This window comes from Mesorhizobium sp. WSM1293, from assembly GCF_000513875.1.
Lineage (GTDB): Bacteria > Pseudomonadota > Alphaproteobacteria > Rhizobiales > Rhizobiaceae > Mesorhizobium > Mesorhizobium ciceri.
In genome coordinates, this window is sequence record NZ_KI911319.1 from 441,484 (window position 1) to 465,419 (window position 23,936).

Sequence of the window (23,936 nt, forward strand, 5' to 3'; positions counted from 1 at the left end):
CGAGCGAAATCCAGAAGGGTGAATACCTTACCCGAGCGGCCGACTGCATCGGCTGCCACACGTCCAATCCGAGCCGCCCGTTCGCTGGAGGCTATCGCGTGCCGACACCCTTCGGCGACGTATACTCGACCAACATCACACCTGATCCTGACACGGGCATTGGACGCTACTCCGCGGACGAGTTCGTGCGGGCCGTGCGGAAAGGTATCAGGCGCGACGGAGCCGATCTCTATCCCGCCATGCCCTATGACAGCTTCGCCGCGATGAGCCGCGAGGACGTGCTTGCGATCCGGATCTACCTCCTGGCGCAGCCGCCGATCTCGCAGCCGCAGCCGCGAAACATCCTGCCTTTTCCATTCAACCAGCGCTGGACAGTTGCGCTGTGGAAGCTCGCGAACCTGCATACCGGCAGTTTCACGCCCGATCGGAACCGGACCGCCGCATGGAACAGGGGAGCCTACCTGGTCGAGGTGCTCGGCCACTGCGGTGCCTGCCACACGCCAAGGAATGCGACGTTCGGCATGGATGAAGACCACAAGCTTGCCGGCGGCACCGCCGGCATCTGGCAGGCCTTCAACATCACCAGCGACAAGATCGCAGGCGTCGGCGGCTGGAGCAACGAAGAGCTGTCTCGATTTCTCAAAACCGGCGCAGTGCCCGGGAAGGCTTATGCCGGCGGGCCGATGGCGGAAACGGTCATGAACAGCCTGCAACATCTTTCCGATGACGATATCCAGGCCATCGTCGCTTATCTCAGGGACGTGCCCGCCCAATCGGGAGACGAAAAGCAGCCGCGGTTCTCATGGGGTAACGCGGCCACGGCCGACGGCGATGCTGGAACCGAAGGGATGACGCAAGGCAGCGGGACCGCAGCCGGCGATGATCTCTATCGATCGCTCTGTTCGACGTGCCATGGGGCGAACGGAGGCGGATCGTCAGACGGATCCTATCCGTCCTTGACCCGCAACAGCACCCCCGGCGCGGCCACGCCCGAGGATGTCGCCATGACCATCCTTGAAGGCGTCAAAGCTGGCGACGTGGCGAGGCGTAAATCGATGGCGGCCTTCGGCGGCTGGCTGGACGATGGCCAGGTGGCAGCCCTTGCAAATTACGTCACCGCTCGGTTCGGAAATCCCGACGTCAGCGTTACCGCGGCCGATATACGCCAGATGCGAGCCGGCTCGACAACAGGCCAGACAATCATGGTTCTGGCGGCTCAATCACTTGTGGCGTGCGCCGCCGTGTTGATGCTTGGGCTGCTGCTTCTGCTGGCAAGGCGCCTGCGCCGTCGGACCAGTTCAGTGCGCCTCATGTCCGCGCATAGAGATAGGCGGTGATGTCGCGCGCCTCTTGAGGCGACAGATTTGTATTGGGCATGGCCGCGTTCGGGTCTACGTCCCGCGCTCTGCTGATCCAGCGCATCATCGCATCCGGGCTGGCTCGCGATGCCCCGATATATCCTCTTTCGACGACGCCCTGCAGGGAGGGACCGACGGTACCACGGGCGCCGGGCACCCCCGGGATTTCGTGACATCCGCCACAGCCGTTGCGGATCATGGCCGGGATGGCTCGTTGAGGGTCGCCGCCGATCGCCTGCACAAGCGTGGTTTCTCGCAGACTGTTGCTGCGAACCAAACCGCTGGCAAAGACGGCAAAACCGATGACGACAGCCGATGATGCTCCTGCCAACCACCAGAATCGGGGCGGCGCTTGCTTGGCGGCCTGCCGGTTCATCTGCGCTTACCGCTCTCAGCGCTCAATGCGCTGCCGAAGCACTGGTCCGGCAACGGATTGAGGAGCCGGCTCATTTATTACAGTTCTGCACATTCGATGTTGTCGTGCCGGTCGCGGTGTTGTTGTCGATGTCGTTGCCTGCCGAATCTTTGCAGCGGTCAGTCATACCACCTGATTTCGTTGTGGAATTTGTCGAATTTGTAGTGCTCGGATCGGAAGGATTCACGGACGTTCCAGAGCCGGTGCCGCTGTTGCCGCCGGTATCTCCAGACGTAGCGCCGGTGCCGTCGTTCGAGCCCGAACCGCTGTTGGAGCCGGAACTGTTCGACTGTGCCACTGCCGATGTGGCCAATGTGAGCGCGAGCACAGCGGCGGACAGAAGTTTGACGATCATGGTGGATCTCCTGGTTGGGTGTACCGCCACCAAACCAATCGTTTCCTGATATGTTCCCGGCGAAATCGTGTTCAGCAAGATTCTTGTGAAACAGGTTTTTGTGCCGGCACTGCAGACCGGCTAGCCGCGCGATATAGGTGCGCCGCCTTGGCGTCGTCCGGCCGCGGAAGCAGCGCTGGCCGCATGCCCTCGCCTGAAGCATAGTTGCTCACTGGTGGCCGCTGCCCGCGTCCCCGACCAATGCCCGATCATCCCCGGATCGGAGACAGCTCAATCATCGCCATGAAAGTCATAGCAACGGGCCGAACACGAATATAGCCAGTAGAGCAAGAAAAATCACGGCGATAACTGCGATCGCCCACGTGACAATTCTTCTTGTCCCCCGTTGCTCCTGCTTGCGAGAGATATTTTCAGCCACAGTACGAAATCCTTGCTGCAAAACTCAACCGACGACAAGGCTCAGCGCCCGCATGGTCCTGCCGGACTGTTGGGCCGCGTCCTGGAATGGCCACAGCCGGGGCTCACATGCCTACCAACCCTGCCGCCCGTACCAATCGTCGACATCGCGCCGCACGCGGTCCTTTTCGATGCCGTAACGCTCCTGGATCTTGCCTTCGAGTTGATCGCGCTTGCCGGCGATGCGGTCAAGGTCGTCATCGGTGAGTTTGCCCCACTGCTCCTTGACCTTGCCTTTCACCTGTTTCCAGTTTCCTTCCACGCGGTTCCAGTCCATGACACCGTTCTCCCTGTTTTGGAAAGGTCCGGAATAGGAAACGCAATCCAGTCAAGGATGTTCCTGGAAACAGCCAACGCGCTGCCCGATGCCGAATCGGTTGCCAGAAGTTATCGCCCCTTGCGGTCCGCAAAGTACGTTCGAGCCAACTTTCAGCCGAGCCATCGTCGCTCGCTCAAACCCGCCTATTGCACGCCGTCATATGCCAAGGCTCTAAACGGCTCCGACGATGCTTTACATTCGTGCCCGATCACGTTTGAGTGCTGTCAGGCAATCAGCGCTAACTCCAGCGGAGGCGACAACACACCATCGCCGCCTAATCCCCCTACTCCCACTCAATCATCAACAGGAATGCTAAATACATGATTATTCGTGTAAATTTCGTCAACTTCTTCTCAATATACCGTCAAAAATACCGTCGGATTCCTACGCTGTTGAAAAGGCTACAACAATGTAGCCGCTCGTGCGGCATGCACACTTTTGACTGCATCATCTATCGCGAATGTTTCGAGTAGCCCAGCCGGCTCAGTCGCAAGATGTTATGAATCGGACGCGACGGCCATAATCCGCACGACGGCTCCGAACTCAGCGTTCCAGGTACGCTCCGTCGGTGCGGCTTCATTGCAGAGCCCGGGTTTGGCGAACAACGGTTCCGCGTCGTGACGCGCCCCTTACATTTGACCTACATATATGAAAGGCGGATGGTGGGACACTCAGCAGAAACCAACAGCATCGTGGCCGGAGAGACACTTCTTGTAGAAGATCACGGTATATCCATGCAACGTCCCTTCCCCGCGGCTAATATAGCCAGCCGTCTCATAGAGTTTTTGAGCCCCTTCTTGGATTGTGGTCGTCTCGAGCACTATGTATTTGAATCCGAGAGCAACGGCTCGCGATTCCAATTTGCTAAGAATTCTCCTTCCAAGCCCTCGTCGTTGAAAGGCGGGATCGACCCGCATACGTTTGAGCTCTGCGATTTCTTCGTCGACAGGCTGCAATCCGCCCATAGCTGCGAGCTGGATACCAATATGCCCAACCACGAAGTCTCCGCCAGACTCGATATATACTTCTCCGACATTACGCAAATCATCCTCCCACACCCCTTCCGGACCATACACACCAACAGCCTCGGATGCACTCCTATGCAGGTGCCATACATTATCGACATCCCCACGTTCAAACCTACGAAAGACCACGTCGTCGTGAGACATCGACCATCACCTATTGAACGCCGGCGGGGCTGGAGCCGCGCCAGTTTTCACGCAGACAATTGCGCCAGTTAGCTTTGATCCGCCGCCGTTAGCAGCCGTTGTGAAAGCACAGCGGCCATGCTTTCCGACGCCTCAACTCCAGCGATGGGGCGACCTGGTTCAATCGTATGTTTAAAAGCCCTCTTCCGATGCATCCGGGTGAACCGATCCAGCGCATCGACACAGGATGCGTACAGCTCTCGGATTTCAGTGCCTTTCCGCTCCACGACGGGCGAGACGGTTGCTATTTTAGGAAAAGCTGCTTTGCCTTCAAGCCAGCCTGGCCGGACCCCCGCGCGCCTCTTATCTGATGACAACCAGCCAAAGACCGCACCAATGCATCCTCTGGGATAGTATTCTGACAGCCGATAAACATCCCGATAGAATTGCGGTTTTTGGCGGAAGATTTCTTGACCGACGAGTAGTACAGAGACCGCGACAACGCTGGCCGAGAACCGGCCACTTGGAGCCAGCCTATTCTTGTAAGGGTTTTTTCCGTAGAACTCGCGAAATTCGCCAAATAAATCGGGCGACATAGAATCATGAAAGCGCGTCAGAATGTAATTCGCCGACTCCAGGTGCTCTAGGAACAGCGTAAGACACTGGCGCGCATCCGCCCCGGCCTCGTCACGCAATATAAGCAGGGTGTCGATTGCAAAATGCAAGTCTCTCTCAATGAGTTGGTGACCTAGGCAGAAATCTCGCTCCTCGACGCCAGCTGAGTCGAGACAATATACTCGGGGATCGCTCTCTACTGGATTGGTAAGGATCATATCTTCATAGGAAAGAACATCTATGCTAGGATGCTGCTTGCAACTTAAATCTGCAATACGCCTCAGACGCCCTCCTACCGCTAGCTCCGCATCGTCATGGTTTAGTCCCGCAAATGCGGACATCTGATAAGCAATATTGACGAGATATTGGATGTCTGTCTTGGCGACCCCAAACTCTGACTGGGTCAGATTCAGCAGGTTCGCCTCGTAGTCCTCTCCCGCCAGCATCGTGTCAATGCTACGCCCAAGCGCCTTGACCGCTTCAGCACGCCGTTCACTATTTTTGACCTCCGCGATACGGTGCGGGAGTTGGTCGGCGACAAAATCGCTAACCATCCCAAGCGGGCGTATTCGCAGGCGGCGATTGATGTTGTCAGCTCGGTGAGAGAAGATCCCCCGCGCGGCCCGCTGATCTGGCAAGGCCGCGGAATAACTCGGCACGTTCATTTCTTCAGGGCTCCTTTGGGTCTTTCCTGGGAAGTCAGGCGCGATGGAGTTGCGCTTGGCAACATCGCTGTCAGCTTGGTGCACGGCGGAGTTCGATGAGCGGCCCCGCTCGGTGATTTCCAGACGCGGACGAATGCTAGGGGATGGACTTAGCGGTGCTGGTCCGTGGCATCGACTGATCGAATCGAGGTCATTTGAACTCCGGCGTAGGGACTGCGAGACCCGTGGTCGTGCAGGTCCTTTGCGGGGACCATGCAACCGGCATGCCAACAGGGGTTTTTTGCGGGGGCTGCTCTTGAAGGACGGGAAAACATGGCACGACTGGCCCGCCGACGGAATTACTCGCGGCCTCAGCGTTGGTTTTCGAACAACCCCGTCTGTAACCGCACACGGCTGAACTTTAAGACAGTTTTCGAGCACGTGAAAATAGATGCCTCTTGCGCCCTACAGATCACCCCTAAGGAATAACTAGAAGCGGCGGGGCAGGCCGAGACCTCTCACGACGAAGGCACTCTGTTAGCCTAGGCGCCTGCCGAACGCGTGGGCGACGTTGGCATCAACCGGCGGGCTGATGCGCCGAGGGCAACAAGCGCGCCTGCCGCAACGCTGCCAGATCAGCCGAGCCGGTGCAGAAGCAAGCGACGGCTAACTGGCGGATGACGATCTCGAAATGCGCGACAACCGCCTCGGTGGACACCGTCGCCGCCCGCAGTACGCCGGCCGCCTGCCCGGCGATGTCCGCGCCCAAGCGGATGGCCTTGGCCACATCGACGCCGTCGCGGATCCCGCCCGACGCGATCAGCTTCACCGCTGGCAGCGCCCGACGTACCACCTGCACGCTGGCCGGGGTCGGAATCCCCCAATTGGCGAACGCCATCGCCACTGCACGATCGGCGGCATCGCGGGCGCGCTCGCCCTCCACCGCGGCCCAACTGGTGCCGCCGACGCCGGCGACATCGATCACCGCCACGCCCGCCTCGACGAGCGCAGAAGCCACCGACGCGGACAGGCCGGACCCCACTTCCTTGGCCACGACGGGCACGCCCACGCTGCGCGCGACGCGAGCGATCTGCGCCAAGACTCCGCGCCAGTCGCGGTCGCCCTCCGGCTGTACCGCTTCCTGCAGCGGATTGAGATGGACTATAAGTCCATCGGCCTCCAGCGCATCCACCGCCCGGCGCGCCAGGTCCAGCCCGTCGGCCTCGCGCAGTTGCGCGGCGCCGATATTGGCCAGCAAGGGGATGTCTGGGGCCAGGCGGCGCAACTTGCGCGTCAGCCCCTGAGAGTTGCGGGATTGCAGGCTCACGCGCTGCGAACCGACGCACATGGCGATCCCCAAGGCTTGCGCTGCCTCGCTCAGATGCCGGTTGATCGTCTCGGCGCGCGGCATGCCGCCGGTCATAGAGCTGATCAGCAGCGGCGCGCGCATGGTCTTGCCCAGGAGCGAGGCACGCAGGTCGATCTGCGTCAGGTCCAACTCGGGCAATGCGCAGTGTGCGAAACGGATGTCCTCCCACCCGGCGGCGACCGTGGCCGGCGCCATTCGCGGATCCAGTAGGATGTCAAGATGATCGTCCTTGCGCTGGCTCAGGGCGATGTCGTTCATGCTCGCTCCATCAGTCGCATCGGGCGACGGCGTTGCGGCGGATCGGACCGATGGCAGCGAGCGCACGCCGCCGCCTCCCGCGCGTTCAGGACGGCCCATGCTGGCCTGCGTCGCTGCTATAGCGGTTAGGCGAGGTCTGGTAGTACTGCGCGCGGATAGCCGCCATGGCCTCGATCAACGGTTCCCACGGCACGGGTAAGCGTGCTTCCGCCATCACCCGGTGCAGCATGCGCGTATGGCCGGCCAGCTCGTCGTTGAGGAACTCCAACACGGGCATGGCCGGATAGCGCTGCAGTAGCAGGATCGCCGCGTTGTCGGCGTCGCCAGCCGACCTGTCCTTGTCGCGTCCATGCAAATCGTTCTGCAGGCGCCCTATCGCGGAGATGAGCCGCAGGACCTGGCGAAACGCCGGGCGAGAGCGCATGGTCGCCATGTCCAGCCCCCACAACAGCGACAGGCAACACAACACGTTGCTGTAGGCGATCGAATCGATGCCGTTTTGCAGGTACTCGGCGTAGGACCAGCGTTCCGCCGCTGCCGCCTGCGCGTCTCCCCCGCGCAGCGCCGCGCAGTAGCACCGAGTATCGTCGAGAAGCTGAGTATAGTCGCGACGGTCATAGGCGAGCGCGGCCAGCGAAGCGCGCAGCACAGCACAGCCCTCGAATCCGGGGAGTGCGCACGGCACGCCCTGCCCCAGCGCCTGCTCTACCGCGGCGAGTTGCTCCGGCGCGATCAGGCCAAGGTCGTTGCAATCGTCGAGCCAAAACAGCAGCGCCAGTTCGCGATAGAACGCCACGATCAGCGTTTCGTCCTGCGGATCGCGGCCGGTGCGGGCGCTGGTGTCGCGCAGGCTCGGGTGGATTCGCTGCAGGATGTACTGGCCGCCCCTGACCGCTTCCAGGGCATGCTCGTCGGCGAACCCGATCAGGGAACGCCCCCACTCCAGCACCTGGGGCAGCGCGCGTTCGGGCTGGATCATGGCGCCACTCCTCGTCCCTCGGCTAGAACGCGCCGCCCCCAACGAAGCGCCAGCCATAACCCGGCGAGTTCGGCCACGCGCACGACCCGGGTGGGGCAATACAGTTCCTTGCCGATCCACAGCGGCGTCTGCGGCAACACATGCGCCGCATAGCGGGCGAGCATCCACTCCAGCGCTCGCGCCACCGCCTGCGCGATGCGCCGACGCCCTGTCGGCCCTTCGCTCCCGTCCATCACGTGCAACGCGAACAGCGCATAGGCAGTTTCCTCAAACGTTGGCGCGTGACCGGCGCCCCAGCCGCCGTCGTGGCGCTGCGCCTGCAGCAGCGCCGCCAGCGCGCGCTCGTCGCGCCACCGGGGCCTGCCTTGCGCCAGCGCAGCGACCGCATGCGCGGTGGGATACAGCCACGAAACGTGCCATTTTTCGTTGTCCCATAGACCGTGCGGATTGCGATTGGCCTCGACGTAGGCGGTGGTGCCGGCGGCGGGCTTTCCCAACATGCGCAACGCATGCAGCGCGTGGATGTTGGTCGACACCGATGCGTTGCGCTCGCCGGGGAAGGTGACGAATAGCTCGCCGATTTCGAAATGGCGCAACGCGTCGACAGACACGTCCCGGCCTCCAAGGCGCAGGACGCACAACGCAACGGCGGTGTCGTCCGCATCGGCCGCGAAGTGCAAGGCCGGACCCAAACCGCGCACGCCCAGGCGGGCGTCGAGCTCCAGGACGATCACGCGCACCGCCTCGGCGAGCGCGGGATGCGCGAACAGCCCGGCCAGATGCAGGGAGTACAGCGACCAGCATGGCTCGAATACATTGATCGGCCAGACGTTGGGAACGACACCTTCGATGCCGCTGCACGTCGCACGCGATGCAGCCTGCAGATACGCGTCGGCGCGCCCGACCTGCAGCGTGCTCCCCTGTGTGGCGGCGTGCGCACGCCACGCGGCGGTGGCCGCCGGACTGATGCCGATGCTGCCGTCGTCATCCGGGCATGCGGCGGCCGACGAGGTGCCCCAGGCTTCCCAGGAGTGCAGCAACGGATGGCCGCTCGGCAACGTCGCCACCGCACCTAGCTTGACCAGGCGCGCTTGCCGCAACGGCAACAGCGCCGGGTGGCGCGGAAACGCCACGCCGCCCAGCAAGGATGCGGCCTCGCTGCACAACTGCGGAAGAATCAGCTCCGCGCCGATCGGCGCGTCTTCCGGCACCGCATGCGCATAAGGATCGGGCTGGCGCTCGAGGAACCGAGTTGCAGTCTGGACTGCATCGGCAGCCCCGGGAAGAAGATCGGCACGCTGCAATGCCAGCAACGCCGCCCAGGTGGGCGCATGGCGGAACAGCGGGAAGTCCGAGCTTCCCCATCCGCCATCGGCTTGTTGCTGCGCGATGAGCCACGCGTAGGCATCCTGCCGACCGGTGACGTTGCCGTGGAACTGCAGAACTCGCGCCGTGTCGTAGACGGACGGACCGACGCTGCCGCCGTCGCTCATCTCGCTCAGCAGATGGCGCAGTTCGGAAAGGATCTGTTCGGATAGCGCGCTCACGCGGGATGTTCCTTCTGCAGGCAGTTGACGAGAATCAGGATCGGGCAGACGCCGCGCACCTCGTCGCAGCCGTCGCGGCCCGGCGCATGTGCAGCCCGGACGGCAGCCCTGCTCCGGCGCGGGGCGCGCGCCAATGCCGGCGCCGGTCCGCCGAATAGGCTTGCGCGCAGCGCGCCGTGCGCCGCGGCCGCGCTGGGCAACGCTGATCATCGCCGCGGACTAGGACACGGCGCAGCATGCACCGCTGCCGCCGGCCGATCGCTGCGGCACAGGGCCGACTCCATGCGGACGGGCGAGCTCATGCGCAGGGCGTGTGATTGAAGAGATACGCTTTTGCCCGCTGCAGCATCTGCCCCAACCGTTCCGCACGCGGTCCCAGCGGGGCGATGGCCTCCCCGGCGTCGCGCAATAGATCCAGCGCGAACTGGCGCGCTGCCTGTAGCCCCATGATCGAGGCGCAGGTCGGCTTCTGCGCTGCCGCGTCCTTGCCGGGGGTCTTGCCCAGCGTCGCGGTATCCGCTGTCGCGTCGAGAACGTCGTCGACCACCTGCAACGCCAGACCGAAACAGGCGCTGTAGCGATCGAGCGCACAGTACAGCGCAGCGTGCGCGGCATCCTCCGCGATGGCGCATAGCGCGCCCATGCGTACGGACGCGCGCACTAGCGCTCCGCTCTTCATCCGGTGCATCGCCACGATCCTGTCTAGCTCGACGTCCTTTCCGACCAGCGACAGATCCATGGCTTGACCGCCTGCGGCACCCTCGGCGGACACCGCCTGCGCCAGTTCGCGCACGAGCGCTATACGGTTGTTGCCCGGCGCATCCAACCTCGCCAGGGCCAGAAAGGAGTGCGCCTGCAGCGCATCGCCAACCAGGATCGCAGTGGCTTCGCCGAACTTAACGTGCACGGTCGGAAGGCCGCGGCGAAGCACGTCGTCATCCATCGAGGGCAGGTCGTCGTGGACCAGGCTACAGGCGTGCATCATCTCGATGGCTGCGCCGACGTCGTCGAGCATGTGCGCCGGCGTGTCGGCCAGTGCGCCAGCAGCCAGACAGAGCAAGGCGCGGGTGCGCTTCCCGCCGTGCAAGGTGGCATAGCGCATGGCCGCCATCAAATCGGTCTCACCGTCATTTTCGGCGCAGAGAAGACGCGCCAGCGCCTGTTCGACCCGCTTTGCGCCGTCCTGCATCCAGATCTCCGGCAGCAGCCTGCCGGATGCGCCGCGCGCCTGAGCGCCCAATTCGCCGGGCGCGGAAACGCCAGTTCGGTCGTTGTGTAGTGTGGAACCGGTCTGCATGTTGTTCATAGTCCTTGTACCTGACACGGCCACTGCGAGCTCCTAACCGCCGCGGTATTGCCGGTGTCGCACTGAGTGCAGCGCGCCTTTCCGGCGCCGATGCCAGCTCATGAGAATCCGATGCGGACTGCCATGGACGGATGTGCGGTCGGGTAATAGCGTCGGCCTTTTTCGACACCGCTCAGCAGCCGCGGCCTCACCCCAGCCCCGTGCATGGTCAGCGCCAAAGCGATGCAGAACTGCACCATTTCCAGCCATACCAAGTGGTAGCCGATGCAGACGTGTGGGCCGGTACCGAACTGCAGCATGTCCACCGGCCGGATCGGCTCTGTGCGTTGCAGCCACCGCGCCAGCTGGAACTGATCAGGCGACTCGTGCAGCAGCGCCGAGGTCGAGAAATGCAGCAGCGGGATGCACAGATGGGTGCCCGCCGGAATGCGTCGTTGGCCGAGTTGCAATTCCTGCAGCGCGCGACGCGGCAGGAGCGTGGTCGCCGGATGCATGCGCAGCGTCTCGCGGAACAGCGCCTCGGCGACCGGACACTGCGCCAGGTCCGCGTGCCGGGTCGGCACCGCGCCCACGCGTTGCGCCTCCTCGACCAGGGCGTCCCACAGCACAGGCTGCCGAGCCAACTCGATCACCATCCAGGCCATCGTCGAGGCGGTGGTGTCGTGACCGGCAAGCAGCAGCAAGCGGATGTTGGCAACCAGTACGTCATCGGAGAGCACATCGTCACTGTGATCGAAGGCGCTCACCATGTCGTTGATCAACCCGGTGCGCGCGGCATGCGCGCGCGCGTCGCGGACGAACTGGCGCAACTGCGCATCGATCCAGTCGCGGGCGGCGCGGCCGCGCCGCAAGGGCAGTCCGGGAAGGTCGATCGGGGGCGCGACGATCAACTGCAGCAGTTGCCGGTACTTTCGATGCCATCCCGGCAGATCCTGCGCGGGGATTCCCATGAGGCTGAAGATGAGCTTGAGCATCAGGTCGCCGGTTTCGCGCAGGATGGTTACGTCGCCGCGGTCGCGCCATGCCTGCACCCGCGCTCGGATGACGGGCGCGAACAGGTTGCCAATGCCGGCCTGGGTCAGCCCCTTGGGCAGGAACGCCGCCTTGATCGCATCGCGCGCCTGGCGGTGCGCGCCGCCGTCCTGGGCTACCAACGTTCCGCCAAGCAATTCGGGCGCGATCTCTTCGATCAGCGCCGAGGACACGTCCTTGTGCCGGAGCAGTGCGAACGCATCCGGATCCACGCAGGTCATCAGGTGTCCGGCAGGGCCGAAATCCAGCCAGAAGTGGCTGCCCAGCGTCCGTTCCCCGCGCCGCAGCAGGCGCGGCAGGTCGCAGACGATCGCGGGAAGATGCCCGATCAGGGGGAAAGCGCCGGGCATGACCGGAATGTCGTGCCGCAGCCGGTGCCGACGGTCCAGCGGGTTGAGCAGCATGTCCATCAGCAGCGCGGCGCCGCGGCCGCTTCGGTGATGCCGCCGGCAGGCCGCGCTGCGGGGCTGTTGCCACCGTCGGCGAACGTCGGCACATGCGCCAGCAGGCCGCCGTCGACGCACACGACCTGGCCGGTAATGAACGCAGCATCGCCAGAGAGCAGGAACGCCACCAGCGCGGCCACGTCCTCGGGGCGGCCGACGCGCGGCAGGAGCTGGTGCCGGCGCAGATGCCGTTGCATGCACTCGTCCAGCTTGGCGAGGAGACGCTCGGACATGATGAGACCCGGCGCAACAGCGTTGCAGCGAATCTGCGCATGACCGTACTGGGTGGCGAGCGAGGCCGACAACATGTTCATCGCCGCCTTCGACGCGGCGTAGGACGTCTGCGCGGTGTCACCGCTGAGCCCCTGGCACGACGACATGTTGACGATCGCGCCACCGCCGCGGGCGATCATCCGTGGGATGGCCTGTCGGCAGCAGAGCAGCGTGCCGCGCAGATTGGTCGCCATAGTCTCATCCCAGACCGCCAGGTCCAGGTCGAGGATCGCGCAGTCGCATGGGGTCAGATGCATGGCGCTGGCGTTGTTCACCAGCAGGTCGACCCCACCGAAGTGCCGCTCGGCCGTCTCGAACAGCGCTGCCACCGCCTGCGCATCGGCGATGTCCGTGGCCAGGGCCAGCCCGTGGCCCGCTTCGGCCGCGATCTGCGCGGCGCAGGCGATGGCCGCCGGGGCATCAATGTCGGCCACCACCACTCTGCCGCCCTCTCGGGCGATGGCGAGGGCGCATGCCTTGCCGATGCCGGCGCCGGCGCCGGTCACCACGGCCACCTTGCCTTCAAACCGTCCCACCGTGTCCTCCTGGGTTGCCTTGGTCTTTCGCGGCGTGCTGCTCAGCCTCCGCCGGAGAAGGCGCAGGGTCGGCGCCGGCGCGCTCGTCATCGCTAGCGTCGCTTTCGATGACCCGAATGGCGGCGACCGGGCACTGGCTGGCCGCGATCCGCACGGCGGCGTGCAGCGCCTGCGGGACCGTCGCCACGCATAATTCGGCCACTCCGTCCGGTTCGCGCTGGCGAAAGGTGCCCGGCAGCGTCAGCGCGCACTGCCCAGTGGTTCCGCACAGATCCTGGTCGACCAAGACGCGCATCTCAGCCCCCCTGCGCATGCAGCCGCACCGGCAGCGCGCGGAACGTCCTAAGGAACGCGGAGGGCTCCCTGGTCGGCTGCTCGGCCAACGCCAGCGTGGGAAAGCGCGCCTGGATCCGCGGCAGGCTCTCGGCCAACTGCACCCGGGCCAATTGCGCACCGAGGCAGAAGTGGATGCCGTGGCCAAAGCTCAGCATGATCTTCCCGTCGCTCGACATGCCAGGACTGGTGCCGTAGAACCGCGCGGGATCGAAGCGGTCGGGATCGGCGAAGGCGTCCGGGTCGCGATTGCCGGCCGCGATCAGCACGCGCACGTCCGCGTTCTTCGGGATTACCACGCCGCCCAGTTGGATGTCGCGTTGGGCGATACGCGGAATGGAGCTGAACATGGCGGGCGCGTCGCAGCGCAGGACCTCTTCGACGAATGCCTTCACTCCCACGGCGTCCCCCTGAAGCCAGTGCCGCTGTTCGGGAAACGCCAGCATCGCCAAGACCCCATGGTCGATGCTCGCAGCAGTGGTGGCGAAGCCGCCCAGCAGCATGCCCCACAGCATGCTGATCAACTCCGCATCCGACAGCGTGTCGGCATCGTCGTCGTGCGCGCCGACTAGCATCGACACGATGTCGTGGCGGGGATCGGTGCGTTTGCGCTGTATGAGGTCGCCGAAGTAGGCCTGCACCCTGGCGCTGGCCGCGTCCGCCGCGGCGAGCTGGGGATCACTGGCGTGCGGGCTCAGGCCTTCCAGAATGGCGCCGATGCCAGTGGCGAGCCCGAACATGTCGTCCTGGGGCATACCGAACAGTTCGGCGAAGACCAGCATGGGCAAGGCCAGCGCGAATTCCCGATGCAGGTCCACCGCCTCCCCCCGCTCAAGCGCGGGCGCCATGAAGTCCAGGCGCTCTGCGACGATGCGCGCGATGCTCGGCCGCAGGTTGTCGATCTCGCGCATAGTGAAATCGCGCGAGATCAGCCGGCGCAGACGCGTATGCGTCGGTGGTTCCTTCATCGCTAGCGTGGACGCCAGCAGACTGAGCGACAGGCTGGTCGCCGCACGCGGGAAATAGCGCGCCAGTTCGCCCGGCGCTGGTCCCCGAAACGCATCGCCCGTGACCTTGAGCACCCAGTAAATATCGACGTGGCGGCTCAACAGAAAGAGGCCCGACGCCGCGCGGTGCACCGGATCGTGCTCGCGCAACCACCGCATGAACGGATAGGGGTCGTGGATACACGCTGGCGACGCCAGTTCGGCGAAGGCATCCCCGCATGCTGCCGTGGTTTCTTGCACGTCCATCTTGATTACCTGTTGGCTAGCTGATCTGACCGGCGCGTTCTAGGCACGCCGGCAAATTGCAGAGAAGATCGCGATTCCGGGCGGCGTCCGCACATCACCAGAGCACCGGGAACTCCTCGAACCCGCCAGTGATAATCTCCTTGCGCAACTTCAGCGCTTCGGGCGCCACGGCCAGGCGCAGCGCGGGAAAGCGCTGAAAGATCGAACCGACCACCACTTTGAGTTCCAGCCTGGCCAGCGCCATGCCAATGCAGTAGTGCGGCCCGTGGGAGAACGCCAGGTGGGGGTTTTCGTCGCGTCCGATATCGAAGATTTCCGGGTTATCGAAATGGCGCGGATCGAACGACGTCGCCGGCAGGCCGACGAGCACCTTGCTCTCCGCGGGAATGTGCACGCCCGCGATAGTCACGTCGGTCCTCGGATAGCGCATGACGCCGTCCCAGCCCGCGCCCGGCGGGTACATGCGCAGGATTTCCTCCACCGCCTTGTCCACCAAGGATGGATCGCCGACCAGGCGTTCGCGCTGTTGCGGATGGCGGAGCATGGCCAGCAGGCCGAATTCGATCTGCGCAACGGTGCTCTCATGCCCCGCCACCAGCATGCCCGCCGCCAGGCCGATCGCCTCTTCCTCGGACGCCTTGCCCTGGTCGACCGCCGCGAGCAGATCCGTCAGCAGATTGTCGCCCGGATCCTGGCGCTTGTCCCACATCTTGCCGCGAATGTAGGCGCGCAGTTCTTCCCAGGCCAGGCGAGACGCGCTGCGCGGACCGCTTTCATGCTGGTGCGTCATCACCTCGTCGGACAGTCCCGCGAAAAAGGCGTGATCCTCATAGGGCACGCCAATCAGCGCGCTGATGACCATGGCCGGAAGCGGAAAGGAGAGGTAGCGCCTCAGATCGGCGGGCTGGGGCTGGGCGGCCAGCGTCTCGAACAACTGCGCGGCGATCGTCTCGACCTGCTGCGCGAGCAGCTTCACCCTGCGGTTGCTGAAGGCCGGCGCCACGATCATGCGTAACCGGTCATGCTCGCCCCCCTCGTGCGAGACCAGCCATCCCGGCGAACCGAGAATTACTGAATCCGGGGTGAATGCCGCCGGCGGCATTCCCGCGGGGCGGAACGCCGCGTCGGACAGCGCCGCCTTGGCCTCATCGTAGCCTGTCACCCACCAGCCTTCGTGCCCTGACGGGAAGCGCACGCGGTGGATCGGACCGTTGGCGCGTAGCGCCAACATCTCGGGCGAGGGCTCGATGTGATCGACGCGCCACATCGGCAGCGTCGGCAGTGGTTGTTGGGACATCGTGGCACTTCAGTCTCTATGGAAGGGCGAAAGCGCTGCGGCAGCCAATGCGTAAGACGGCATGTAGACGTCCCGCAGCGTAGACTTATCCTGCGCCTTCGAAATCAGAATAAGGTGAGTGTAGTAGGCCGGCCTTTGCGTCGTAGCCCGCCATCAACATTTCGTGCGCAAGGGTCGAAAAGGGCGGCAGCCTGTGGTAGCGGCGGCTTCGCCGGGGCTCCCTTCCCATAGAATGCTGTCTGATGCGGGTTTGACATTTTACTTTTCTTTCTTCGTTCAGTTGATCGCGACGTCGTCCACAAAAAGACCGTCGGTCGGCGGCTCCGGCTTGCAACGAAGGCGTTTCAAAACTCGTGCCAATTTGGCGACCCAGCAGAGGAAAAAATATTGTGATTGTTCTCACCGAGTTAGCCTGAGGCCAGACAGCTCGCCGAAAAAGGCCGGTGTCGCGGACCCGACAAAAGGCGACAGAACAGGTCGGAAAGCGGTCGTCACACGCCAGACTGGCGACTTCATGAGTTGTCTGTCCTGGAATGATGGCAGGCTGCCTGACCTTTTTGAACCATGGGCCACCTCTCGATGTAGTCATCTGGGGCGAACGAGGCCTGCTCGATGACAACGCCTGCCTCGCAGGTCCCATTTCGGATGTCCTGCAGATGATCTGCTGAATGATCGTGTGACTGGCAAAGTATCGACGGAGATTCGCTAGCGCGGCCTCTGCCGCAGCAGCAATTAATGGGGTCGCCGCGCGAGCTCATTGACGTGGTTTTATATTTCTGAATTCGTTTCAACTGCGGCCCAGGTCGACACTCTTCACCTGCCGCTCTTCCACGCCGCAGGAATGCAAGGAAATTCACGTTCCTGCCAGCGAGCATGCGCCAGATACTCAAGCGCGATTGCCTGAGAAAGGTAGACGATCTGAGTTGGCTGGATCGCACGCGGGAGGTCGCCCAGTGCGATTCCTAGGGTTTCGGCATACGCTATGACTGTACGGTAGCCCGCGAGGCCTCGCAGGAACACATGCGAGCGCGGGTCAGGCCACAATTGAGCAATCTCGTTAAGCATCGAGCGGCAACCATTTACGGGAGCTAACATTTCACGGACGCGCGACCTCGCTTTGGCAATGTAGTCCGCGCGTGTCTTCAAGTGGAGGCGTTCGTAGGTCCAGCGGTGCGATTTCCATTTCTGATCGGCGACCATTGCTCGCAGGAGTGAAACCGAGCCGCCTTCCAAGATAAGCAACGGCACGTGCTGATCAAATTGCGCTACATGATCGTGCAACAGGGAGTTCGCCTCTGCGGCATAGATCTCTCCAGCAATAACTGGCCTTTGAGCAAGGTAGATTCTACGGGTGAACCGCAGTTCGGCGTTTGAGGGTCGGCCGCTTCCGACAGCGAGTTCGGGATAGCATTGAATTCGGTCTAGAACGAGCACCGGCGCGCCCGTACGCTGAGCGAGTTCGAGGGACGCGACGGTTTTGCCGGCCGTCGTCGGTCCAATAATGAGGTGCAGTCGCGGACTCATGACAGCGCAGCAGCAAGACGATGATTCCGGACGTGCGCAAACACGTATTGTAGCCAAGGAGTAAACTCGGAAGGTTTCTCACTCAGAAGAAGGATTTCCAATCTGGTGCTTTCATCGTTTGAGCATGGCCGAGATGACATGCCGGACGAGGGGAACATGTTGGGCGAACCGAAGCCCCGCATGGCGTGCAAGCCGTGCCACCGGTTGCTCGCTCGAGTAGAGGCCGACGAGTATATTCGTAGCATGGTAGAGAGGCGCCGCGGACAGGCGCAGCCACCTTTCGTATCTGTGCAGCATGGCGGGATCGGCAATGTCACGGCCGTGGCGACTTGCAGTTAAGATTGCATCGGCAAGTTGCTTTTGGCTGCTGAGACCGATGTTGAAGCCATGCGCAGTCACCGGATGCATTCCGATAGCAGCGTCCCCGATGAGTGCCGCGCTCGGAGCCTTAAATTTGTGCGCCCACGTGGTGACCAGCGGATAGGTGTGGCGGTTGCTTGCCAATTCCATATTCCCGAGTCGGCCTCGACACCGGTTCGTCAATTCCAAGAGGAACAAATCGTCGGTGAAGGCAAGCAGTCTGTCGGCCTCGCTTGAGGGCAGAGTGAGCAGCAACGAGGACATCCCCTCCCCGACAGGCAACATCGCTATCGTTTGATGATGATCGAACCATTCGGTTGCCACCTGGTGATGGGCGCCCTCATGTCGCACCCGGCAGATCAGCATCGAGTGGCCAAGCCGATTAATGTCGGCGCCGATGCCGAGCAGATCACGCGTGGGCGACAGGCGCGAATCCGCGGCAACAACAAGCCTGGAGCTCAACTGCATGCCGTCAGAAAGCGTTATCACTGCTCCTTTGTGGCTGGTCGTTGCACGGACAACCGGGTGGCCGCACAGCAGAAGTGGCTCATCACGCAGCCGAACGACTTTGAACAACGCATCGCGAATGCGGCAGTTCGGGACCAAGATTCCGAGGGGTTCTCCAGACGCCATGGGAGCGGCAAAACGCAGTGCGAAAGCGCTCGAACCGTTGAGCACGCGCGCGCCATAAAGCGGCGATTTCTCCGAAGCTGGGATCGTATCCCACGCGCCGAGCTGGCGAAGGATTCTGATGGAGGCGAAAGTCAGAGCGATTTCGCGGCCATCGAAAGGCGCATTCGCGAGACGGTCGATGGAGTTCTGTTCAACAACTGCCACCTTGAGTTGGCTTTGGGCGAGCGAAGCCGCGAATGAAAGGCCGACCGGCCCGGCTCCCACGACAACAATATCGAAGCTATGGTTAGGGCTGCACATCACCGTACCGCCATGGGTGGATTGTGCAGGGCAGATACAGGTTACGCTCGGACCAGTGCTGTGCGCCGCCTTCGGGCGACTGCGTCGCCCCAAGGCGCAGGGCAGTAAAACCCGAAGCATACCATCGGTTCAATCGCGGACGCGCATGATTGGACCGGTCATAGCCGGCTGTTGACGGGCAAAGCGCCACAATCACGCTGCGCACAGGGTCGGCGCGCGTCAGCCCAGACCCACGGAATGATCTGGCCGCCGCCCGCGCTCCCACATCGCCTAATCTGGCTCTGCTCATTCTTCGCGGCCGTTTTGATCGAAAGCGCGCGCGGCTCGTCGAAGCAGCAGAGCCGACCGCTACGGTGAAAAGCCAAAACCGTCGAGACGGTGACACTGGCGACCAAACTCCACTGAGCATTCGTTCTCCCTTGCAGGGCCGATAAACCACGGTGATGAGGAGAAAGTCCTGATCTGAATCAGTCAGACGCGTTGGAAGGTAGCGCGGGCTCCCGCTCCACTGGTGATCGCGATCTCGCACTCCCGTACGCCGCCAACTCCGCACGTGGACTGGCAACGCAACCACTGTCTGAGAGAGGCTTTTCACAATCAACGTCAAGTCGGGCCTGGGAATTGCAAGCTGCTGAGCATCCGCACCTTGTTCCAGAACATGGACAGCGGCTTCATTCAGCGTTCCAGATCGTCATCCTGGTCGATGAGGATCCGCTCGGCGGCGCCGTCGAGATCCTGATATTGACCACTGCTCAAGGCCCACACAACGCCAGACAGCCCCAGCGCGCCGAGAAGCAAAGCCACCGGAATGAGATAGACAAGCGTCGTCACGACGGCTGCGCCGATGCATGAATGCCGGAACCAGCGGCTGTCGAAGAAACTCTCGTCATCCGGTTCGGCGCAAAGCCTTGCAGACGCAACGCGTTCCCGATCACGAGCAGCGATGAAGCGGACATCGCGATCGCCGCGATAAGAGGCGTGGCGTGGCCCAGGATGGCGATCGGCACGGCGACGGCGTTGTAGACGATCGCAATGGCTATGTTCTGGCGGATCAGGTGCCCCGCCTTGCGCGAGACGTCCAGCGCGAGCGGCACTGCCAGAAGACTTTCGCGTAGGAATACGAAGTCGGCCGCATTGCGGCCAATGTCGGCGGCGGTGGCCGGTGCGATCGAGACATGCGCCGCGCTCAGTGCAGGCGTGTCGTTGAGGCCGTCACCAACCATCAGAACCTTGTGTCCGTCTTTGGCCAAGGTCTCGATGCCTTCGACCTTGCCTGACGGCAGCAGGCACGGAGCGAAGTCGTCGACACCCAGCATTTCTGCAACTTCGGCGCATGCGCCCCCAGTATCGCCCGACAGCATCTGCACCGACACCCCGGCGTCGCTCAATCGCTTGATCGCCAAGCCGGCGTCGGCGCGCAGCGCATCCTCGAAATTGAAGGTCGCGACAATGAGCCCGTCCTTTGTCAGCACCGTTCCGCCATAGCCATGTTTGCCTTCACCACCGGTCCGGGCCTTCCATCCAGCCCATCCGCGTCGACCTAGCCGCCAGGTGCTTCCGGCGTCGGTGGCTTCGATGCCAAACCCTGGATGCTCGGTCACGGTATCGAATTTGTGCCGCGCGCCAGGAGCGGCAAAGCCGGCTATGGCCCTTGAAAACGGATGGCGGGAATGCGCGGCCATGTCTCCCGCGACTGCCAGCATGCCCGGATCCATCGAGCCAGCATTGACTAGCCGGGGCTGGCCGAGCGTGAGGGTCCCGGTCTTGTCGAACACTGCTGTATCAATCGTCGCCAGGCGCTCCATGGCCGAACCGTCCTTGACCATGATGCCGTTCTCGAACAGGCGCCGCGCCGCGACCACCTGCACGATCGGCACGGCGAGGCCGAGCGCGCACGGGCAGGTGATGATCAGAACGGCAATGGCGATGGTTGTCGCCCGGTGCCAGTCGCCCGTCGCCGCCATCCAGCCAAGGAAAGTCACGAAGGCGGTGAGATGAACCACCGGAGCATAGAGCGCTGAAACGCGATCGGCGATCCGGCGATAATGCGCGCGACCGCCCTCAGCGGCTTCCATGAGCCGAACCATTTCCGCCAGAAACGAATCCTTCGCGGCGGCTGTCGCCTCGATCGTCAGCGGGCCGGTCAGGTTGAGGACACCAGCCTGCACGGGCTCGCCTGCTGCAACGCTTCGGGGCGTGCTCTCGCCCGAGACAAGCGAACAGTCCAGGTCCGACGTCCCTCGAGAGACCTTGCCGTCGACGGGTATCCTTTCACCGGCTGCGATCAACAGCAGCATGCCGGGTTCGATCTCGCCAACCGGCAGATAGTCGCGTGCGCCGTCGCCGCGCAGCACCATGGCGCCACGTGCGGCCAACTGGGACAGGCCTTTCACGGCGGTCCGGGCACGTTCGCGCATCACGTGATCCAACGTGCGGCCGATCAACAGGAAGAACAGCAGCGACACCGACGCATCGAAATAGGCGTGGTCGCCATGGTTGATCGTCTCGTAGAGGCTCATGGCGTAGGCGAGGGACACCCCGACCGCGATCGGCACGTCCATGTTCATGCGGCCGTGACGCAGCGCGTTCCCGGCCGAGCGGAAGAAGATGCCGCCCGCGAAGGCAAGTGCCGGGATCGCGATCAGCGCCGAGACCCAATGAAACAGGTCCCGCGTTGCGCCTTCGGCGCCAGACCAGACCGACACTGAAAGCAGCATGATGTTGCCCGCCGCAAAGCCGGCGACAGCAACGGCGCGGATCAGCTCCGAAAGCGTTTTGTCCTTGTTGTCGACCTCGGGGTCGAACAGATGCGCCTCGTAGCCTAGCCGTCCCAGCGCGGCGACGAACGGTGGCACCTGGTTTCCACGCCAGCGGACCGCGACCCGCTTCGTCGACAGGTTGACCCGAGTGCTCTCCACTTGATCGAGCTTTCCCAATGCCGTCTCGATCGCCTCGATGCAGGCCGCGCAATGAACCGTGGGGACTGAAAGATCGGTCTGGCGGAGATCATCGCCAAGCGATCGGCTCGCCAGCCTGATCTCCTGGCTGGACGGCAGGACCGATCCGGTGTTGACCAGATCAAGCGCCATTTCGGCGCCCGGTGCACAACAACTCATTGCAGCGCTCCATTGGAAATCATGATCCTGCGGACGTCGCGATACGGCTTATCCAGACCGGCGTCGGCGTCGACTTCCACAATCCAGACGCCGTCCTTCGGCATGTGCTGGGCTGCGAATTCCTGGTCCGAGGCGGGCGCGAGGATGACCGACCTGTCCTCTTTCTCGTAGGCGGGATGGCGAAACAGCACCTTGACGCCATGCAAGGGAACCGGCTTGCCGGCGGCGTCGGTGAGGACGTAGCGAACTTCGCCCCATGCAATGGTCAGCTTGCCGATCCAGCCAAGGGCTGCCTGCGCGCGCCCCTCCTCGGCCTTCTTGTTGAATTGCTGGCTCGCCACATAGGTGTTCTCGACGACAAGGCCGGTCCAACTGGTGTTGGCGAGCGTGGCCATCGTCAGATTGACCGCGATGACCACGCCGAAGAAGGCAAGGATGGTGAACAGCATGTGCCTGCCGGTGAATTCGCGGGTTTTTTCAGCGTTAGCGGTCATCTGGCGATCTCCGGCGCGTTGAAGGTGGCGGTGTATTCGTCCGCCTCGAAGCTCGACTTGTCCTCGACACGGAACGTGAAGGTTTGCGTTGCGCCACGGATTTGGTCGGCCGGCTGGCGCACGAAGACCTTCAGCATTTTCAGGCGATCGGGCTCGACCGGGATGGCAAAGGAGCGACCCGCCTTGATGTCGTCCCCGACCACGCTCATTTCGCCTCCTTGCAAGCCCTGCATGGTGACAACAATGATCCGCGGCTCGGGGATCATGTTGAGCAGTTTGACGGTGTAGCCGTTGCGGATCGAGCCGTCGGACAACGTTACGAATTGCGGATTGCGGTCGTGCAGCACATTGACTTCGAGCCTGTCGCGCGTCAGCAGCGAATAGAGCAGACCCAGGCCGATCAGCGACCACAGACCCATGTAGACGTAGGTGCGTGGCCGGAAGATCTTGCTGACATGGAAATGGGCCACCTTGTCGGAGAACAGGCCATCAGCGGTCCTGACCAGCGACGGGTTGACTGAACTGGAGCCGCCCGCGGTCGCCAGCATCATGTTGGCGTTGTAATCGGAGAGCGTTGCGTAGGAAATCAGTCCGCGTTCCCTGCCGAGCTTGCCCATGACGCCGTCGCAGGCGTCGATGCAAAGCGCGCAGGTGATGCATTCGAGCTGCTGGCCGTCGCGAATGTCGATCCCCATCGGGCAGACCGCGACACAGGCATTGCAGTCGACGCAGTCGCCGACCGACTGTCCCGCGGCTTGCACCTTCTTGGCATGACGCGAACGCGGTTCGCCGCGCCAGTCGTTGTAGGTGACGGTGAGAGAGTTTTCGTCGAGCATCGCCGCCTGGATGCGGGGCCACGGGCACATATAGGTGCAGACCTGTTCGCGCATCAGACCGCCGAACGTGTAGGTGCTAGCCGTCAGGACGGCGACGGTGATGTAGGCGACGGGTGCGGCGGTGCCGGTGAAGAGTTCGCCAACCAGCGTCGGCGCATCGGCAAAATAGAAGATCCAGGCGCCGCCGGTCGCCACCCCAATGACCAGCCAGACGGCGTGCTTCGATACGCGCAGCATCAGCTTGCGGGCGGTCCAGGGACCGGCATCAAGTTTCATGCGGGCGTTGCGGTCCCCCTCGATCGCACGTTCGACGACCAGAAACAGATCGACCCATACCGTCTGCGGACACGCATAGCCGCACCAGGCACGCCCGACAGTCGAGGTAATCAGGAAAAGACCGACGCCGGCCATGACCAGAAGGCCGGCCACATAGTAGAATTCCTGCGGCCAGATCTCGATGAAGAAGAAGTGGAAGCGCCGGTTGGCGAGGTCGAGGAGCACGGCTTGGTCTGGGGCAAATGGACCTCGATCCCATCGCAACCACGGTGTCAGGTAGTAGATGCCAAGGGTGATCGCCATCACCAGCCATTTGAAGCGGCGAAAGCTGCCTGAGGCGCGCTTGGGGAAGATTTTCTCGCGTCTGGCATAATGCGGCTGGCGCGGATTGGGGGAATTCATGGCCGAGGCTTCGAGCCGTTCTATTCGCGTACTACTGCACACATGCGTCTCCACTC

General features: G+C 63.1%; 21 protein-coding genes. 1 reads left to right on the top strand and 20 read right to left on the bottom strand.

Annotated elements, in window-relative coordinates:
• Positions 1 to 98: 98 nt before the first annotated feature.
• Positions 99 to 1,337: a cytochrome c gene (locus M729_RS01000000136335; protein WP_050596399.1), complete on the top strand. Its 1,239-nt coding sequence runs from the start codon at positions 99 to 101 to the stop codon at positions 1,335 to 1,337.
• On the opposite strand, the gene M729_RS1000000138160 is transcribed toward M729_RS01000000136335, so the two are convergent.
• The 20 genes from M729_RS1000000138160 to ccoG all read right to left on the bottom strand — a co-directional run bounded on the left by M729_RS1000000138160 (position 1,309) and on the right by ccoG (position 23,922).
• Positions 1,309 to 1,734: a c-type cytochrome gene (locus M729_RS1000000138160; protein WP_084652782.1), complete on the bottom strand. Its 426-nt coding sequence runs from the start codon at positions 1,732 to 1,734 to the stop codon at positions 1,309 to 1,311. The genes M729_RS01000000136335 and M729_RS1000000138160 overlap by 29 nt on opposite strands.
• Before the next feature lie 70 nt (positions 1,735 to 1,804).
• Positions 1,805 to 2,128 carry a hypothetical protein gene (locus tag M729_RS1000000138165; protein WP_027164039.1) on the bottom strand — a complete coding sequence of 108 codons (324 nt, stop codon included), beginning with the start codon at positions 2,126 to 2,128 and terminating at the stop codon, positions 1,805 to 1,807.
• A gap of 529 nt (positions 2,129 to 2,657) precedes the next feature.
• Positions 2,658 to 2,861, bottom strand: coding sequence for a CsbD family protein (locus tag M729_RS0132350; RefSeq protein ID WP_013533227.1), 204 nt, complete (start codon positions 2,859 to 2,861; stop codon positions 2,658 to 2,660).
• 713 nt (positions 2,862 to 3,574) lie between these two features.
• Complete coding sequence (locus tag M729_RS0132355) at positions 3,575 to 4,072, bottom strand: GNAT family N-acetyltransferase (protein WP_027164040.1); 498 nt, start codon at positions 4,070 to 4,072, stop codon at positions 3,575 to 3,577.
• 68 nt (positions 4,073 to 4,140) lie between these two features.
• The gene (locus tag M729_RS0132360) at positions 4,141 to 5,415 is read right to left on the bottom strand and encodes a hypothetical protein (protein WP_245267679.1); all 1,275 of its coding nucleotides are present in this window, start codon (positions 5,413 to 5,415) and stop codon (positions 4,141 to 4,143) included.
• Positions 5,416 to 5,887: 472 nt separating this feature from the next.
• On the bottom strand, positions 5,888 to 6,937 hold the full coding sequence (fni, locus tag M729_RS0132365) for a type 2 isopentenyl-diphosphate Delta-isomerase (RefSeq protein ID WP_027164042.1): 1,050 nt from the start codon (positions 6,935 to 6,937) through the stop codon (positions 5,888 to 5,890).
• A gap of 85 nt (positions 6,938 to 7,022) precedes the next feature.
• A complete protein-coding gene (locus tag M729_RS0132370; protein WP_027164043.1) occupies positions 7,023 to 7,916 on the bottom strand; it encodes a hypothetical protein in 894 nt (297 codons plus the stop codon).
• Complete coding sequence (locus tag M729_RS0132375; protein ID WP_027164044.1) at positions 7,913 to 9,463, bottom strand: hypothetical protein; 1,551 nt, start codon at positions 9,461 to 9,463, stop codon at positions 7,913 to 7,915. The genes M729_RS0132370 and M729_RS0132375 overlap by 4 nt, the downstream gene beginning before the upstream one ends.
• Before the next feature lie 298 nt (positions 9,464 to 9,761).
• Complete coding sequence (locus tag M729_RS0132385) at positions 9,762 to 10,760, bottom strand: polyprenyl synthetase family protein (RefSeq protein WP_027164046.1); 999 nt, start codon at positions 10,758 to 10,760, stop codon at positions 9,762 to 9,764.
• A 107-nt stretch (positions 10,761 to 10,867) separates the two neighbouring features.
• Entirely contained in the window at positions 10,868 to 12,211 is a 1,344-nt protein-coding gene (locus tag M729_RS0132390) for a cytochrome P450 (RefSeq protein WP_027164047.1), read from the bottom strand.
• Positions 12,211 to 13,056 carry an SDR family oxidoreductase gene (locus M729_RS0132395; protein WP_027164048.1) on the bottom strand — a complete coding sequence of 282 codons (846 nt, stop codon included), beginning with the start codon at positions 13,054 to 13,056 and terminating at the stop codon, positions 12,211 to 12,213. Before M729_RS0132395 ends, M729_RS0132390 begins: the two co-directional genes overlap by 1 nt.
• Positions 13,043 to 13,351, bottom strand: a complete 309-nt coding sequence (locus M729_RS0132400) for a ferredoxin (protein ID WP_027164049.1) — start codon at positions 13,349 to 13,351, stop codon at positions 13,043 to 13,045. The genes M729_RS0132395 and M729_RS0132400 overlap by 14 nt, the downstream gene beginning before the upstream one ends.
• Before the next feature lies 1 nt (position 13,352).
• On the bottom strand, positions 13,353 to 14,642 hold the full coding sequence (locus M729_RS0132405; protein ID WP_027164050.1) for a cytochrome P450: 1,290 nt from the start codon (positions 14,640 to 14,642) through the stop codon (positions 13,353 to 13,355).
• A gap of 94 nt (positions 14,643 to 14,736) precedes the next feature.
• Positions 14,737 to 15,939 carry a cytochrome P450 gene (locus M729_RS0132410; RefSeq protein ID WP_027164051.1) on the bottom strand — a complete coding sequence of 401 codons (1,203 nt, stop codon included), beginning with the start codon at positions 15,937 to 15,939 and terminating at the stop codon, positions 14,737 to 14,739.
• Between the two features lie 813 nt (positions 15,940 to 16,752).
• Positions 16,753 to 17,463, bottom strand: a complete 711-nt coding sequence (locus tag M729_RS0132420; protein WP_027164052.1) for an isopentenyl transferase family protein — start codon at positions 17,461 to 17,463, stop codon at positions 16,753 to 16,755.
• 111 nt (positions 17,464 to 17,574) lie between these two features.
• A complete protein-coding gene (gene ubiM, locus M729_RS0132425) occupies positions 17,575 to 18,756 on the bottom strand; it encodes a 5-demethoxyubiquinol-8 5-hydroxylase UbiM (protein WP_027164053.1) in 1,182 nt (393 codons plus the stop codon).
• A gap of 675 nt (positions 18,757 to 19,431) precedes the next feature.
• Positions 19,432 to 19,587: a cbb3-type cytochrome oxidase assembly protein CcoS gene (gene ccoS / locus M729_RS0132430; protein WP_027164054.1), complete on the bottom strand. Its 156-nt coding sequence runs from the start codon at positions 19,585 to 19,587 to the stop codon at positions 19,432 to 19,434.
• Positions 19,584 to 21,872 carry a cation-translocating P-type ATPase gene (locus M729_RS0132435; RefSeq protein WP_027164055.1) on the bottom strand — a complete coding sequence of 763 codons (2,289 nt, stop codon included), beginning with the start codon at positions 21,870 to 21,872 and terminating at the stop codon, positions 19,584 to 19,586. The genes ccoS and M729_RS0132435 overlap by 4 nt, the downstream gene beginning before the upstream one ends.
• Entirely contained in the window at positions 21,869 to 22,366 is a 498-nt protein-coding gene (locus tag M729_RS0132440) for a FixH family protein (RefSeq protein ID WP_027164056.1), read from the bottom strand. Before M729_RS0132440 ends, M729_RS0132435 begins: the two co-directional genes overlap by 4 nt.
• Positions 22,363 to 23,922 carry a cytochrome c oxidase accessory protein CcoG gene (gene ccoG / locus M729_RS0132445; RefSeq protein WP_027164057.1) on the bottom strand — a complete coding sequence of 520 codons (1,560 nt, stop codon included), beginning with the start codon at positions 23,920 to 23,922 and terminating at the stop codon, positions 22,363 to 22,365. The genes M729_RS0132440 and ccoG overlap by 4 nt, the downstream gene beginning before the upstream one ends.
• Between the last annotated feature and the right edge of the window lie 14 nt (positions 23,923 to 23,936).

Excerpts from the sequence above, each read along its gene's own strand:
- M729_RS0132440 (WP_027164056.1), bottom strand. The coding sequence starts at position 22,366 with ATGACCGCTAACGCTGAAAAAACCCGCGAATTCACCGGCAGGCACATG.
- M729_RS0132390 (WP_027164047.1), bottom strand. The coding sequence starts at position 12,211 with ATGGACATGCTGCTCAACCCGCTGGACCGTCGGCACCGGCTGCGGCAC.
- M729_RS0132405 (WP_027164050.1), bottom strand. The coding sequence starts at position 14,642 with ATGGACGTGCAAGAAACCACGGCAGCATGCGGGGATGCCTTCGCCGAA.
- M729_RS0132410 (WP_027164051.1), bottom strand. The coding sequence starts at position 15,939 with ATGTCCCAACAACCACTGCCGACGCTGCCGATGTGGCGCGTCGATCAC.
- M729_RS1000000138165 (WP_027164039.1), bottom strand. The coding sequence starts at position 2,128 with ATGATCGTCAAACTTCTGTCCGCCGCTGTGCTCGCGCTCACATTGGCC.
- M729_RS0132355 (WP_027164040.1), bottom strand. The coding sequence starts at position 4,072 with ATGTCTCACGACGACGTGGTCTTTCGTAGGTTTGAACGTGGGGATGTC.
- M729_RS0132400 (WP_027164049.1), bottom strand. The coding sequence starts at position 13,351 with ATGCGCGTCTTGGTCGACCAGGATCTGTGCGGAACCACTGGGCAGTGC.
- fni (WP_027164042.1), bottom strand. The coding sequence starts at position 6,937 with ATGAACGACATCGCCCTGAGCCAGCGCAAGGACGATCATCTTGACATC.
- M729_RS0132385 (WP_027164046.1), bottom strand. The coding sequence starts at position 10,760 with ATGCAGACCGGTTCCACACTACACAACGACCGAACTGGCGTTTCCGCG.
- M729_RS0132370 (WP_027164043.1), bottom strand. The coding sequence starts at position 7,916 with ATGATCCAGCCCGAACGCGCGCTGCCCCAGGTGCTGGAGTGGGGGCGT.
- M729_RS0132350 (WP_013533227.1), bottom strand. The coding sequence starts at position 2,861 with ATGGACTGGAACCGCGTGGAAGGAAACTGGAAACAGGTGAAAGGCAAG.
- M729_RS0132435 (WP_027164055.1), bottom strand. The coding sequence starts at position 21,872 with ATGAGTTGTTGTGCACCGGGCGCCGAAATGGCGCTTGATCTGGTCAAC.
- M729_RS0132420 (WP_027164052.1), bottom strand. The coding sequence starts at position 17,463 with ATGAGTCCGCGACTGCACCTCATTATTGGACCGACGACGGCCGGCAAA.
- ubiM (WP_027164053.1), bottom strand. The coding sequence starts at position 18,756 with ATGTGCAGCCCTAACCATAGCTTCGATATTGTTGTCGTGGGAGCCGGG.
- M729_RS1000000138160 (WP_084652782.1), bottom strand. The coding sequence starts at position 1,734 with ATGAACCGGCAGGCCGCCAAGCAAGCGCCGCCCCGATTCTGGTGGTTG.